At 67.0% G+C, this 13,796-nt stretch carries 12 protein-coding genes; 9 read left to right on the top strand and 3 right to left on the bottom strand.

The genetic code is table 11. From position 1 onward, the window contains the following. Positions 1 to 190 precede the first annotated feature (190 nt). From AC07OD_RS18160 to ipdC, 4 genes are all read left to right on the top strand, one after another. Complete coding sequence (locus AC07OD_RS18160; protein ID WP_494597683.1) at positions 191 to 2,209, top strand: ribonucleoside triphosphate reductase; 2,019 nt, start codon at positions 191 to 193, stop codon at positions 2,207 to 2,209. Positions 2,210 to 2,304: 95 nt separating this feature from the next. Next, positions 2,305 to 2,505, top strand: a complete 201-nt coding sequence (nrdD, locus tag AC07OD_RS18155; RefSeq protein WP_369641049.1) for an anaerobic ribonucleoside-triphosphate reductase — start codon at positions 2,305 to 2,307, stop codon at positions 2,503 to 2,505. Positions 2,506 to 2,539: 34 nt separating this feature from the next. Continuing rightward, on the top strand, positions 2,540 to 3,187 hold the full coding sequence (locus AC07OD_RS18150; protein WP_494597771.1) for an anaerobic ribonucleoside-triphosphate reductase activating protein: 648 nt from the start codon (positions 2,540 to 2,542) through the stop codon (positions 3,185 to 3,187). A 166-nt stretch (positions 3,188 to 3,353) separates the two neighbouring features. Further along, positions 3,354 to 5,000: an indolepyruvate/phenylpyruvate decarboxylase gene (gene ipdC / locus AC07OD_RS18145; RefSeq protein WP_494597682.1), complete on the top strand. Its 1,647-nt coding sequence runs from the start codon at positions 3,354 to 3,356 to the stop codon at positions 4,998 to 5,000. 68 nt (positions 5,001 to 5,068) lie between these two features. On the opposite strand, the gene recQ is transcribed toward ipdC, so the two are convergent. The 3 genes from recQ to AC07OD_RS18130 form a co-directional block, all read right to left on the bottom strand. Continuing rightward, complete coding sequence (recQ, locus tag AC07OD_RS18140; protein WP_494597770.1) at positions 5,069 to 6,925, bottom strand: DNA helicase RecQ; 1,857 nt, start codon at positions 6,923 to 6,925, stop codon at positions 5,069 to 5,071. 126 nt (positions 6,926 to 7,051) lie between these two features. Next, on the bottom strand, positions 7,052 to 7,486 hold the full coding sequence (locus AC07OD_RS18135) for a type II toxin-antitoxin system VapC family toxin (protein WP_494597681.1): 435 nt from the start codon (positions 7,484 to 7,486) through the stop codon (positions 7,052 to 7,054). A gap of 6 nt (positions 7,487 to 7,492) precedes the next feature. Continuing rightward, positions 7,493 to 7,738: a type II toxin-antitoxin system Phd/YefM family antitoxin gene (locus AC07OD_RS18130; protein ID WP_008904540.1), complete on the bottom strand. Its 246-nt coding sequence runs from the start codon at positions 7,736 to 7,738 to the stop codon at positions 7,493 to 7,495. A gap of 254 nt (positions 7,739 to 7,992) precedes the next feature. On the opposite strand from AC07OD_RS18130, the gene AC07OD_RS18125 reads away from it, so the two are divergent. The 5 genes from AC07OD_RS18125 to AC07OD_RS18105 all read left to right on the top strand — a co-directional run bounded on the left by AC07OD_RS18125 (position 7,993) and on the right by AC07OD_RS18105 (position 13,628). Continuing rightward, complete coding sequence (locus tag AC07OD_RS18125; RefSeq protein WP_218339209.1) at positions 7,993 to 8,526, top strand: hypothetical protein; 534 nt, start codon at positions 7,993 to 7,995, stop codon at positions 8,524 to 8,526. A gap of 46 nt (positions 8,527 to 8,572) precedes the next feature. After that, positions 8,573 to 9,637, top strand: coding sequence for a homocysteine S-methyltransferase family protein (locus AC07OD_RS18120; RefSeq protein ID WP_218296535.1), 1,065 nt, complete (start codon positions 8,573 to 8,575; stop codon positions 9,635 to 9,637). Positions 9,638 to 9,818: 181 nt separating this feature from the next. After that, the gene (ttcA, locus tag AC07OD_RS18115) at positions 9,819 to 10,748 is read left to right on the top strand and encodes a tRNA 2-thiocytidine(32) synthetase TtcA (protein WP_218339208.1); all 930 of its coding nucleotides are present in this window, start codon (positions 9,819 to 9,821) and stop codon (positions 10,746 to 10,748) included. A 36-nt stretch (positions 10,749 to 10,784) separates the two neighbouring features. Beyond that, positions 10,785 to 12,227 carry a prephenate-dependent tRNA uridine(34) hydroxylase TrhP gene (gene trhP, locus AC07OD_RS18110; protein ID WP_494597680.1) on the top strand — a complete coding sequence of 481 codons (1,443 nt, stop codon included), beginning with the start codon at positions 10,785 to 10,787 and terminating at the stop codon, positions 12,225 to 12,227. A 15-nt stretch (positions 12,228 to 12,242) separates the two neighbouring features. Beyond that, complete coding sequence (locus tag AC07OD_RS18105) at positions 12,243 to 13,628, top strand: SH3 domain-containing protein (RefSeq protein ID WP_494597679.1); 1,386 nt, start codon at positions 12,243 to 12,245, stop codon at positions 13,626 to 13,628. Positions 13,629 to 13,796: the final 168 nt, after the last annotated feature.

Below are 13,796 nucleotides of genomic sequence, written 5' to 3'. Positions count from 1 at the left end.
CCATCACACGCACCCCCATCCATCGGTAGGGCCTGACGGCACCTTCCTTTCGCCGGCCTTTGTGCCGGCATTTTTTTTTACCCCTGCTTACCGCCTCGATTGTGTTGGGTCAAACTACCTATAGTGTTTGGTGGGTATCGTGGACACCATAGGTAGTGTTTTTAACCCGTTCCACAGATTGGTCGAACCCATGGCGTCCACCCTTTCCACCTTGCCCCGCGAAGTCGTTTTGCGCAGCGGCCAGCGCGTTCCTTTTGACGCCGAACGCATCCGCGCCGCGCTGGCCAGCGCCGGGCAGGCCTCGGGTGAATATGGCGCCGACGAAGCGGCGTTGCTCACCGCCCAGGTCACCAAGGTGCTCATCCACCGCTTCCATGGCGAGGCACCCACCATCGAGCAGATCCAGGACGTGGCCGAGCAGACGCTGATCGCCGCCAACCACCTGGCCACCGCGCGCGCCTACATCGTCTACCGCGAGCAGCACGCCCAGCTCCGCGCCGACCGGCAGACGCTGGTCGATGTGGAAAGCTCCATCAACGAATACCTCACCCGTGCCGACTGGCGCGTGAACGCCAACGCCAACCAGGGTTACTCGCTGGGCGGGCTGATCCTGAACGTGGCAGGGAAGGTCACGGCCAACTACTGGCTGTCGCACGTCTACACGCCCGAGATCGGCGAGGCGCACAGGAGCGGCGACCTGCACATCCACGACCTCGACATGCTCAGCGGCTACTGCGCGGGCTGGTCGCTGCGCACGCTGCTGCACGAGGGGCTCAACGGCGTGCCGGGCAAGGTGGAGGCGGGGCCGCCCAAACACATGAGTTCGGCCGTGGGGCAGATCGTGAACTTCCTGGGCACGCTGCAGAACGAGTGGGCGGGCGCGCAGGCGTTCTCGTCGTTCGACACCTACATGGCGCCCTTTGTGCGCATTGATGCCATGGACTACGCCGCCGTGCGCCAGTGCATCCAGGAGCTGGTCTACAACCTCAACGTGCCCTCGCGCTGGGGCACGCAGACGCCGTTCACCAACCTCACCTTCGACTGGACCTGTCCCGAGGACCTGCGCGAGCAGGTGCCCGTAATCGCTGGCAAAGAGATGCCGTTTTGCTATGGCGACCTGCAGGCCGAGATGGACCTCATCAACCGCGCCTACATCGACGTGATGACCACGGGCGATGCCAAGGGCCGGGTGTTCACCTTCCCAATCCCCACGTACAACATCACCAAGGATTTTCCGTGGGAGAGCGAGAACGCGCAGCTGCTGTTCGAGATGACGGCCAAGTACGGTCTGCCGTACTTCCAGAACTTCATCAACTCCGAGCTGGAGCCCAACATGGTGCGCTCCATGTGCTGCCGCCTTCAGCTCGATTTGCGCGAGCTCTTGAAGCGCGGCAACGGCCTGTTCGGCAGCGCCGAGCAGACGGGCAGCCTGGGCGTGGTCACCATCAACTGCGCGCGCCTGGGCTACCAGCATGCGGGCGATGAGGCGGGCCTGTTCGCCGCGCTCGACCGCCTGCTGGAACTGGGCAAACAAAGCCTGGAGACCAAACGCAAGCTCATCCAGCGCCTGATGGACCAGGGCCTGTTCCCCTACACCAAGCGCTACCTGGGCACCTTGCGCAACCACTTTTCCACGCTGGGCGTGAACGGCATCAACGAGATGGTGCGCAACTTCACGGCGGACCGGCACGACATCACCAGCGAATGGGGCCACGCGTTTGCCGTGCGCCTGCTCGACCACGTGCGCGAGCGCATGACCGCCTTCCAGGAAGAAACCGGCCACCTCTACAACCTGGAGGCCACGCCCGCCGAGGGCACCACCTACCGCTTCGCGAAGGAAGACAAAAAGCGCTGGCCCGCCATCCTGCAGGCGGGCACGTCCGAGCAGCCTTACTACACCAACTCCTCGCAGCTGCCCGTGGGCTTCACCGACGACCCGTTCGAGGCCTTGATGCGGCAGGAGGCGCTGCAATCCAAATACACCGGCGGCACCGTGTTGCACCTGTACATGGGCGAGCGCTTGTCCAGCGGCGCGGCCTGCCGCGATCTGGTGCGGCGCGCGCTCACGCGCTTTCGCCTGCCCTACATCACCGTCACGCCCACGTTCTCGATCTGCCCCACGCACGGCTACCTGGCGGGCGAGCACCCGTTCTGCCCGCGCTGCGACGAAGAGCGGCTGGACGCCAAGCGGCGGCGGCTGGTGGCCTGACCTCGCATTTCAAACCAAATTGACCTGTAGCGCTTATCAATAAAGAGTTGGCAGCTATCAATACAGAAGCATTTTTTAACCATGAAGGAGATCACATGAGCCATTTCTCTACCCCCGAACAGGCCGCCCTGGCCGCCGTGCAGCTCACCGACGGCGAGCGCCAGCCCTGCGAGGTCTGGACCCGCGTCATGGGCTACCACCGCCCCGTGGCCAGCTTCAACACGGGCAAGCAGGGCGAGCACGCCGAGCGCCGTTTCTTTTCAGAGCAGGCGCGTGGTGGAAGCAACGCCTGCTGAGGCGCCGCCAGCGTCCGCGCTGCGGCTGGGCGGCATGACGCCGCTCACCACCATCGACTTCCCCGGCCGCCTCGCGGCCGTTTTCTATTGCCAGGGTTGCCCCTGGCGCTGCGGCTACTGCCACAACCCCGGGCTGCTCGACGCCGCCGCGCCCCCGGCGTTGCCGTGGGACCAGACGCTGCAGTTCCTGCACAGCCGCCGGGGCCTGCTCGACGGCGTGGTGTTTTCGGGCGGTGAGCCGACGCTGCAAGCCGCGCTGCCCGCTGCGGTGGATGCCGTGCGCGCACTGGGCCTGCAGACCGCCCTGCACACCGGCGGCATGTACCCCGGGCGGCTGGCGGCGCTGCTGCCGCGCCTCAATTGGGTGGGGCTGGACATCAAGGCCCTGCCGCAGCGCTACGACGCCATCACCGCCACCCCCGGCAGCGGCGCGCGCGCCTGGGCCGCGCTCGATGCCATGCTGGCCCATGGCATCGACCACGAATGCCGCACCACCTGGCACGCGGGCCTGTTTGGTGTGGACGAATTGCTGGAACTGGCCCAGGCCCTGGCCGCGCGCGGGGTGCGGCATTGGGCGCTGCAGGAATGCCGCGTGCTCGGCGCCCCGGCCTGGGCGCTGGCGCCCACACACCAGCAGCAACTGGCCGCGCTGTTTTCCGGATTCACCTTGCGCCGGGTGTGAGTGCCGGGCGCAGATTTCCTGCGTTGCAAGGGCCTGCATGAAATAAGCATGCAAATACGGCCGCTGTTGCACACGCCTTGATGCGCGTCAGAAGTGCTTTGCGCAGCCCGCGCGGATCATTCGCGCCACCGCCGCACACCGGCACCACCTTGTCAGGAAATCCTCCATGAACCCCCTCGGCCTCCAGCTGCTGCACGCGCTCAAAACCCACGGCGCGCGCGAGATCTTCGGCATCCCCGGTGATTTCATCCTGCCCTTCTTCGCGCAGATCGAGGAAAGCGGCATCCTGCCGCTGGTCACGCTCAGCCACGAACCCTCGCTGGGTTTTGCCGCCGATGCCGCCGCGCGCATGCACTGCGGGCTGGGCGTGGTGGCTGTCACCTACGGCGCGGGCGCGCTCAACGTGGTCAATGCGGTGGCGGGGGCCTATGCCGAGCGCTCGCCGCTGGTGGTGCTGGCCGGCTGCCCCGGCGAGGTCGAGGCTCATTCCGGCCTGGTGCTGCACCACCAGGTGCGCCATGTCGATTCGCAGTGGCGCATCTTCCGCGAGATCACCTGCGACCAGGTGCGCCTGTCCGACCCCGCCACCGCGCCAGCCGACCTTGCCCGCGTGCTGCGCAGCTGCCGCGAATACTCGCAACCCGTGCTCATCGAGGTGCCGCGCGACATGACGCTGCACCCCATGGCCGAGGTGCCGGTGCTGCCCCCCAGCCCGTTCAACGCAGCCGCCGTGGCCGAATGCGCCGACGAATGGATGGCCCGCATCCAGGCTGCCCGGCGCCCCGTGCTGGTGGTGGACGTGGAGGTGCGCCGCTTTGGCCTGGAAGCCCGCGTGGCCGAACTCGCGCGCCGCCTTCAGCTGCCCGTGCTCACCACCTTCATGGGCCGGGGCCTGCTGGCCGAGGACGCGGGGCATGCCGGCGTGCCCTTCCACGGCACCTACCTGGGCGTGGCGGGCGCACCGGAGACCAGCGCGCTGCTGGACGACTCCGACCTGCCCGTGATGCTGGGCGCCATCCTGTCGGACAGCAACTTCGGCGTGAGCGCCCAGCGCATGGACTTCCGCCGCGCGCTGATCGCCGCGCACCGCGAGGCGCGCGTGGGCCACCACCTGTACCCGGACATCCCCCTGGCCGCGCTGGTGGAGGCGTTGCTGGCCCGTGCCCCGGCAGCGGGTGTTGCGACGGCACGTGCGCTGCCACCCCCGCCCATCTGCCCCGAAGGCCTGGTGGCCGACGATGCGCCCGTGTGTGCGGCCGACCTCTCCCGCGCGCTCAACGACCGCATCCGCACGCACGGCCCCATGAACATCGTCTCGGACATCGGCGACTGCCTGTTCGCCGCCATGGAGCTGCTGCCCACGCCGCTGGTGGCGCCGGGCTACTACGCGTCCATGGGGTTCGGGGTGCCGGCCGGCATCGGCGCCCAGGTGGCCACTGGCCAGCGCAGCCTGATCCTGGTGGGCGACGGCGCCTTCCAGATGACGGGCTGGGAGCTGGGCAATTGCCCGCGCCTGGGGCTGGACCCCATCGCCATCGTGCTCAACAACCAGACCTGGGAGATGATCCGCGCGTTCCAGACCACGTCGCGCTGCGCCGCGCTCGGCGACTGGCACCTGGCCGATGCCGCCGACGCGCTGGGCGGGCGCGGCCACCGGGTGCACACGCGCGCCCAGTTCAAGGCGGCGCTCGATGCCGCGTTTGCCGAACGCGGGCGCTTCCAGCTCATTGAACTGATGGTGCCCCCGGGTGACAGCACGCCCACGCTGCGGCGTTTTTCAGAGGGCATTCGCGCGCTGCGCGCGGGAAGGTAGCCCTCCCCGCCACACGCACGCGCGCGCCAGCCTGGCAGGGGGTGGGGCGATGCCGGTGGCCGGGCGGCTCAGCCGCCCACCACCCGCAGCACGTCGGCGCCGTAGGCTTCGAGCTTCTTCGCCCCCATGCCGCTGATGCCCTGCAGGTCGGCCAGCGTGCCCGGGTTGCGTTCGGCAATCGCCGCGAGCGTGGCGTCGTGGAAGATCACATACGCGGGCAGGTTGTGCTCGCGCGCCACCTCGGCGCGCCAGGCCTTGAGGTTGATGAAGCGCACCTGCGCGTCGGGCCCCAGGTTGGCGGCGGCGGCGGGCGGGGCGCTGCCCTTGCGCGTGCGCTTGGCTGGTGCGGACGACACCGATTCGCGCAGCTGCACCGGCACCTCGCCCTTGAGCACGGCGCGCGAGCCCTCGGTGAGGCACAGCGTGTCGAAGCTGTGGCCGCTGTCCAGCATCACCTTCTGAAGGCCTAAAGCGCCCGTGGCGATCAGCTGGCGCAGCACGCCGCGCAGTTGCGGTTCCGAGAGGTCCGCGCCAATGCCGAAGGTGGAAATCTTCTCGTGCCCGAACTGCGCGACCTTCTCGGTCTTCTTGCCGCGCAGGATGTCCATGATGTGCCCCGTGCCAAAGCTGATGCCGCTGGCCTGGTTCACGCGGTAGATGGTGGACAGCAGCTTGCGCGCCGCGTCGGTGGCGTCCCAGATCGCGGGTGGTGTCAGGCAGTTGTCGCAGTTGCCGCAGGGCGTGGAGGCTTCGCCAAAGTAGGCCAGCAGCCGCACGCGGCGGCAGTCGGTGGCCTCGGCCAGGGCCAGCAGCGCGTCGAGCTTGCCGCGCAGTGCCTGCTTGAACTCCTCGCCCGCCGGACTCTCGTCGATCATGCGGCGCTGGTTGACCACGTCGTTCAGGCCATAGGCCATCCAGGCATCGGCGTTGAGGCCGTCGCGGCCCGCGCGGCCGGTCTCCTGGTAGTAGCCCTCGATGTTCTTGGGCATGTCCACGTGCGCGACGAAGCGCACGTCGGGCTTGTCGATGCCCATGCCGAAGGCGATGGTGGCCACCATCACGATGCCTTCCTCGCGCAGGAAGCGGTCCTGGTTGCGCTGGCGCACCTTGGTGTCGAGCCCCGCGTGGTAGGGCAGGGCCGTGAGGCCGGCGTCGCTCAGCGTGGCCGCCAGCTCCTCCACGCGTTTCCTGGACTGGCAGTACACCACGCCCGCCTCGCCCGCGTGCTCGCGCTCGATGAAGCGCAGCAGCTGCGTGGTGGCGTCCTTCTTCTCGACGATGGTGTAGCGGATGTTGGGCCGGTCGAAGCTGCTGATGAACAGCCGCGCGTCTTCCAGCTGCAGGCGCTCGATGATGTCGGCGCGCGTGAGGTCGTCGGCCGTGGCCGTGAGCGCGATGCGCGGCACCCCCGCATAGCGCTCGTGCAGCACCGTGAGCGCGCGGTACTCGGGCCGGAAATCGTGGCCCCACTGGCTCACGCAATGCGCCTCGTCGATGGCGAAGAGCGACAGGTGGCCCTCGTGGTACAGGCTGTCGAGCAGGCCCAGGAAGCGCGGCGTGTTCAGCCGCTCGGGCGCCGCATACAGCAGCGTGATGTCGCCGGTCTGCAGGCGCAGCTCCACGTCCTGCGCCTCGTCAAAGCTCAGCGTGGAGTTCAAAAAGGCCGCATCCACCCCCGCCTCGTGCAGCGCGCCCACCTGGTCGTGCATCAGCGCGATCAGGGGCGAGATCACGATGGTCACGCCGCGCCCCTGCTGCTGGCGCACGATGGCCGGCACCTGGTAGCACAGCGACTTGCCGCCGCCCGTGGGCATCAACACCAGGGCATCGCTGCCCGCGATCACGTGTTCAACGATGGCCTGCTGGGGGCCGCGGAATTGCTCGTAGCCGAAGACGTCCTGCAGGACGGTATGGGCGGGGGACAAGGCGGGAGACAGGCGGGAGGACAAGCGGATACTCTGAAATTGATAGCTGGTAGCGCTTTTCTATCAAGCGCTAGAAGCCAATTTGACCAAGAATTTCGCGGCGAGTGTGCCCGCTCGCGAAGGGGCTTATTGTGCGCCGGGTGCTATGTCCCAAGGATTGATCAGCACCACGGGTGCGCTGGCAAAGTCGCTCACGTTGCGCGTGACCACGGCCAGGCCATGCTCCAGCGCCGTCGCGGCAATCAGCGAGTCGAAAGCCGCCATCGGCTTGCCCGCTGCCTCGGCCTGCGCGCACAGGCGCGCCCAATACCCGGCCGTATCCCGTGTGAAGGCCAGAGTCCGCTGCCCAAACCCCGCCTGCACACGGGCGAGCCAAGTGGCCAGTTCGCTCTGGCGGCGCGAAGTCGGCAGTCGCACAATGCCTCGCTCCAGCTCGGCCAGTGTCAGAGCGGAGACAAACAGGTCGGCAGACGTGCGCGCGCCCATCCACTCCAGCACTGCGGGATTGGGCGCGGGCCGCACCAATTCAGACAGCAGGCAAGTGTCCAGCAGGTACTTCACTTCAGATCACTCCAGCGCCAACGTGCGAATGGGTTCGGCTGACCGTGCCGTATCCAGCGGCTCCCCGCGTGGCGCCTGCAACAGCAGGGACACCAGCGCATCCTCACCCGCCAGCCGCCGGTACTCGGGCGCGGCCATCAGCACCACGGCGTCGTTGCCACGCCGGGTAACCAGTTGGGGTCCTTCGTTCAGTGCGCATTCCACCAGTTCGCTAAAGCGGCTTTTGGCGTCTTGTAGTTGCCAAGCATGCATAAAGGCTCCTTTTGCTGGTTTGACTAGACTGACTAGTATGGTTGGGTGGCGTGATGCTGTCAAATCAAGAGGCCTTGCCAATCACCGGCTTACAATTTCATACGGTGCCCACCCTGCTTGCACACGAGCAAAAAAAGGCTCTCTTCTCCCTCCTCTTCATTGATTTCATGCGGCCTCTATTCATAGAGTGCGCTGCCGTGGCTTAAACGTGTGCACTTTCCCGGCGTTGCGCGCTCGCTGAAGAAAGGTTTCACATGAACAACATCGCTTCGTTTGCGCGTCAGGCGCAAACCCACCTTCAAACGATTGCAGGCGCCGACCGTGCCAACGTCAAGCGGTCTCACGTCTATGAACTGCTGGCCGCTGCGCTGGGGCTCGGCTCCCACGCCGCACTGAAGGCCCACGGCCTGCTATGCCCCCTGCCATCGCAGCCGCTCCTGGCGCACTACGGCAACTTGCATCCTGGGCCATGCGCGGCGCGGGCCGAGGCGCTGGGCATGCCCCGTGAGCGCTGCGGGCCATTGGCGAAGCTGATGGAATCGTGGCACGCGGACGATCCGCTCAAGGTATGGACCTGGTTTCACTACGCCTGGTTGCTGGGTAAGGATCTCACCCAAGGCGACTACCGGGCTATTCACGAGGATGGCTCCAGCTACGACGACGATGTGGGTGGCCCCATGTTCGTGGACGGGGTAGATGGCATCGAACTCCCCACGGCGGATGAATCCGTGCGCCAAGAAGCTCTGCGGGCGGCGCAATCCTTGTTCGCACGCATGAAGGCAGATTAGTCCAGGGTAGAAAGCCGTTTAGCCCGGCTTTCTACAATAGCGGCCTATGCAAGCCCTTCACTACACCCGCGCCGCGCAGCTGCCCGACATCCTCGCCCAACGCATCGTCATCCTCGACGGCGCCATGGGCACCATGATCCAGCGCTTCAAGCTGGGCGAGGCGCAGTACCGGGGCGAGGGCTACACGGGCCCCGACGGTGTGGGCGACCGGTTCAAGGACTTCCCGCGCGACGTGAAGGGCAACAACGAGTTGCTCAGCCTCACCCGCCCCGACGTGATCCGCGACATCCACGAGCGCTACCTGGCCGCGGGCGCCGACCTCATCGAGACCAACACCTTCGGCGCGACGACCATCGCGCAGGAGGACTACAAGATGGCCGACCTGGCGCGCGAGATGAATCTCAAGTCCGCCCGGCTGGCCCGCGCCGCCTGCGACAAATACTCCACGCCCGACAAGCCGCGCTTCGTCGCCGGCGCCCTGGGCCCCACACCCAAGACGGCCAGCATCAGCCCCGACGTGAACGACCCCGGCGCTCGCAATGTGGACTTCGAGCAGCTGCGCGCCGCCTACTACGAGCAGACCGAGGCGCTGGTCGAGGGCGGCTCCGACGTGCTGCTGGTCGAGACCATCTTCGACACCCTCAACGCCAAGGCCGCGCTGTTCGCCATCGACGAGTTCTTTGAAAAAAGCGGCGAGCGCCTGCCCCTCATCATCAGCGGCACCGTCACCGACGCCTCGGGCCGCATCTTGAGCGGACAGACCGTGACCGCCTTCTGGCACAGCGTGCGCCACTCGCGCCCGCTGGCCATCGGCCTGAACTGCGCGCTGGGCGCCACGCTGATGCGCCCCTACATCCAGGAGCTGAACCGCGTGGCCGAGGACACGTTCATCAGCTGCTACCCCAACGCGGGCCTGCCCAACCCCATGAGCGACACCGGGTTTGACGAAACCCCCGAGATCACCAGCCGCCTGGTGCACGAGTTCGCGGCCGAGGGGCTGGTCAACATCCTGGGCGGCTGCTGCGGCACCACGCCGGACCACATCGGCGCCATCGCCAAGGCGGTGGAAAACGTGCCCACGCGCAAGATGTTCTACCCCGCTGAAGCCTGAATTCGGAGACAAATTGGCCTCTGGCGCTGATCCAGAAAGCGCTGGTAGCTATAAAAAACGCAGCACTCAGATCGTCACTGCGCTGCGGTGGCGCATTGCCGGGCGCATGACTCTGCGGCACCCTTGCGCCTTCGGTTGAACTTTCGCCCGCACCCTTTGCCAGAACCCCGGCCCGCTCCCCATGTCCGTTACCGCCACCCTGCCCGACACCCCTGTTGCTGAGGCCGCCGACAAAGCCGCCGCCCACGCCGCGCTCAAGCTCGAAAAGCGCCTGGTGCGCCAGGTGGCCCAGGCCATTGCCGACTTTGGCCTCATCGAAGACGGCGACAAGGTGATGGTCTGCGTCTCGGGCGGCAAGGACAGCTACGCCATGCTCGACGTGCTGCGTTTGCTGCAGCAGCGCAACGGCCACAAGTTCGAGCTGATCGCCGTCAACCTCGACCAGAAGCAGCCCGGCTTTCCGGCCCATGTGCTGCCCGAGTATCTGGCGAAGGTGGGTGTGCCCTTCCACATCGAGACGCAGGACACCTACAGCGTCGTCAAGGAGCACATCCCCGAAGGCAAGACCATGTGCAGCCTGTGCAGCCGCCTGCGCCGGGGCATTTTGTACCGCGTGGCCGACGAGCTGGGCTGCACCAAAATTGCACTCGGCCACCACCGCGACGACATGCTGCAGACCTTCTTCCTCAACATGTTCTTCGGCGGCAAGCTCAAGGGCATGCCGCCCAAGGTGCAGAGCGACCGGGGCGACCACCTCGTCATCCGCCCGCTGGCCTACGTGGCCGAAGACGACCTCAGCCGCTGGGCGGACATCCGCGCCTTCCCCATCATCCCGTGCACACTGTGCGGCAGCCAGGAGAACCTGCAGCGCAAGCAGATCGGCCAGATGCTGCGCGACTGGCAGCAGCTCTACCCCGGCCGCATCGAGAACATGGCCGTGGCCCTGCGCAACCTGGTGCCTTCGCACTTCATGGACCCGCGCCAGTTCGACTTCAAGGGGTTGGTACCCAACGGCGTGGCCGACGCCGATGGTGACAAGGCCTTTGACGCCGAAGAACTGCCTGCGCAGGCCGTGGGCATGCTCGCGGGCCTGCCCCTGATGCCCCGCTGAACCCGACCCCCGACGATTTTTAGATTGGGCCACCCCATGACCACGCTCCTCAAAGCCCCCGAACTGCTCCTGCCCGCCGGCTCGCTCGACAAGATGCGCGCCGCCTACGACTTCGGCGCCGACGCCGTGTACGCAGGCCAGCCGCGCTACAGCCTGCGCGCGCGCAACAACGAGTTCCGTCTGGAGCAGATCAAGCAAGGCATTGACGAGGCCCACGCACGCGGCAAGAAGTTCTTTGTGACCAGCAACCTCATTGCGCACAACGACAAGATCCGCACTTACCTGCGCGACATCGAGCCCGTGATCGACTGCCAACCCGACGCCCTCATCATGGCCGACGCGGGCCTGATCATGATGGTCAAGGAGAAGTGGCCCGAGCAGGTGGTGCACCTCTCCGTGCAAGCCAACACCACCAACTGGGCGGCGGTGAAGTTCTGGCAGAAGATGGGCGTGGAGCGTGTGATCCTGTCGCGCGAGCTGAGCCTGGACGAGATCGAAAAGATCCGCCAGGAATGTCCCGACATGGAGCTCGAAGTCTTCGTGCACGGCGCGCTGTGCATCGCGTACTCAGGCCGCTGCCTGCTCAGCGGCTACTTCAACCACCGCGACCCCAACCAGGGCACCTGCACCAACGCCTGCCGCTGGAACTATGCCACCCACGACGCCGACATCGACCCCACCACGGGCGAAGCCATTGCGCAGAAGATGGAAGGCGACTTCAACTTCGAGGCCGCGCAGCAGAAGGCCGAACAGTCCTTCGCATCGACCACCGGCAACGGCGAGCGCCACCCCAAGGCCGACAAGGTCTACCTCATCGAAGAGGCCGGCCGCCCCGGGCAGATGATGCCCATCATGGAAGACGAGCACGGCACGTACATCATGAACAGCAAGGACCTGCGCGCGGTGGAGCACGTGGCGCGCCTGGCGCAGATCGGTGTCGATTCGCTCAAGATCGAGGGCCGCACCAAGAGCCTGTACTACGTGGCCCGCACCGCCCAGGTGTACCGCCGCGCCATCGACGACGCCGTGGCCGGCCGCCCCTTCAACCCCGAGCTGCTGATCGAGCTCGAAGGCCTGTCCAACCGCGGCTACACCGGCGGCCTGCTGGAGCGCCGCCCCAGCAACGACTACCAGAACTACATCAACGGCCACTCGGCCACGCAGCGCAGCCAGTATGTGGGCGAGGTGCTGGGTGATGAAGGGCAAGCCGAAGTGGGTTTGGCGGGCGACTGGGTGCAGGTGGAGACCAAGAACCACTTCGCGGTGGGCGACCTGATTGAGGTGGTGCACCCGGGCGGGAATGTCACCGTGCGGCTGGAGCAGATGCGTGACGTGGTCGGACAGCCCGTGCAGATTGCCCAGGGCAACCCGGTGCGGGTGTGGATTCCGCTGGCTGGGCGCTACCAGGGCGCACTTCTGGCCCGTGTGGTGGAGGCACCGGCTGCGGCCGCGGCGGCCGAACCCGCCGTCGTGGCTTGAGCGGGGCGCACCACCATGTGGACGCACCATCGCAGCGGCGCGTCGGTTTTGGCACTGTCGGTTGTGGCCGCGCTCGCCAGCACCAGCACCTTGGCGCAGGGCCCCGCTGCAGGCACGCCGCAGTTGGCGCCCGCCAAGGTGCGCTACGTACAAGGCTCGTGGGTCAACCTGCGCGAGTCGGCCCAGGCCCAAGCCAGCGTGCTGGCCCAGGTGCCCGCCAATACTGCGCTGGACCAGCTTGCCGAGCGCGACGGCTGGTGCGCCGTGCTCTACCGGGGCGATGCGCGCCTGGGCCCCGCATTGGCGGCACCGTTGCAAGCCCATGTGTCCTGCAATCTGCTGTCTGACCAGCCCCTGACCCTGGCCCAGGCGGGCAAGGACGCAGCCCGTGCGTTCTGGGTGGCACCATCGCCCAACCGGCTGCGTACCTATGGCAACGCTTTGCCCCGGCCCGCCGCTCTGCAGCTCAATGCCCTGACCAAGACCCACCCAGCCGAGGCGCCCGTGGTGTACCCGGCACGCCCCGAGTTCGAAGCCGCCAAGAAGCTGCTGCGCGCGGGGGTGCTGCTGCGGCCGGACCAGGAGATCCACCGGGGCGAGCCCGTGGACCCGCTCGCCGACCTGAAGCTGGCCACCCGCGCGGTAGACCACATCCCCGCCGTGGCCCCGCTCGCCACGCGGCCCGTTCTGCCCACCATCGCCCCTTCGTACTTCCGCACCCACGCCAGCGTGGCCCTGCTGCACGAAACGGATGCCGATGGCCTGGCGGCGGTGGCGGGAACCCGCATCAGCGTGGTCCCCACCGGCGCGCCGCATGGCAGCTTCAACCGCCACATGGGGCCCGAGATCGAGTTCGTGACCGGCTTCTGGGACGTGGGGTCTGCCGACCTGGCCTTTGCCCCCGCGCTCACCCTGTATGCCATCACCCACCAGGGGCTGGTCGGCGCACGGGCCCTGCGCCAGCGCTACTGGGACATCAGCAACGCCGACCACTACTGCGGCGGCCACTACCCAGGCAAGGGCTTCGGCGACCCGCGCGAGGACGATACGGTCCCCGTGCGTGGCTACGCCAGACTGTCCGACACCGCCGAGGTGCTGGTCCGCCTGGTCGTGCCCGGCAAGCTGCCGCCCGATGCCGTGAAGGTGAAGACCCGCCGCTACGCCACGAGCTGGATGCAACCCGCCGACCCGCCCATCCGCGACAAGCCCCAGCGCAAGCACACGGCGGTGATGGTGCACGAGATCGATGTGGACCGCGACGGCGTGGCCGACATCCTGCGCATCGACACCCCTGCGCCGGGTGGCATGAGCTTTGAGCCGGTTTTTGACTGGCGCTGGTACCTGAACATCAACGGTCAGTGGTTCCGGGCGGGGTACTGGGCGGATCAGGAGTGCACGTGAGTGGACTCCTTGCGAGGCAGTTCGGGGCGGGGAAGTGCAGGGTTTTCAGATGCTTGGGGTGGGGAGCTCAGACGTGTTAAGGGGGAGCTTCCGGCCAGAAGCTGCCACTCACGAACCTACCTCCTCACTTTTTGGTCGGAGCAAAAAGGCCCCCATGTCATATCTACT

This window comes from Acidovorax sp. GW821-FHT10E03, assembly GCF_059415205.1.
The sequence above is the reverse complement of the archived record's forward strand: the minus strand, read 5'-3'. Positions and strand labels throughout refer to the sequence as shown.

Coding starts and splice junctions, on each gene's coding strand:
- AC07OD_RS18160 (WP_494597683.1), top strand. CDS start 191: ATGGCGTCCACCCTTTCCACCTTGCCCCGCGAAGTCGTTTTGCGCAGC.
- nrdD (WP_369641049.1), top strand. CDS start 2,305: ATGAGCCATTTCTCTACCCCCGAACAGGCCGCCCTGGCCGCCGTGCAG.
- AC07OD_RS18150 (WP_494597771.1), top strand. CDS start 2,540: ATGACGCCGCTCACCACCATCGACTTCCCCGGCCGCCTCGCGGCCGTT.
- ipdC (WP_494597682.1), top strand. CDS start 3,354: ATGAACCCCCTCGGCCTCCAGCTGCTGCACGCGCTCAAAACCCACGGC.
- AC07OD_RS18130 (WP_008904540.1), bottom strand. CDS start 7,738: ATGCATGCTTGGCAACTACAAGACGCCAAAAGCCGCTTTAGCGAACTG.
- AC07OD_RS18125 (WP_218339209.1), top strand. CDS start 7,993: ATGAACAACATCGCTTCGTTTGCGCGTCAGGCGCAAACCCACCTTCAA.
- AC07OD_RS18120 (WP_218296535.1), top strand. CDS start 8,573: ATGCAAGCCCTTCACTACACCCGCGCCGCGCAGCTGCCCGACATCCTC.
- ttcA (WP_218339208.1), top strand. CDS start 9,819: ATGTCCGTTACCGCCACCCTGCCCGACACCCCTGTTGCTGAGGCCGCC.
- trhP (WP_494597680.1), top strand. CDS start 10,785: ATGACCACGCTCCTCAAAGCCCCCGAACTGCTCCTGCCCGCCGGCTCG.
- AC07OD_RS18105 (WP_494597679.1), top strand. CDS start 12,243: ATGTGGACGCACCATCGCAGCGGCGCGTCGGTTTTGGCACTGTCGGTT.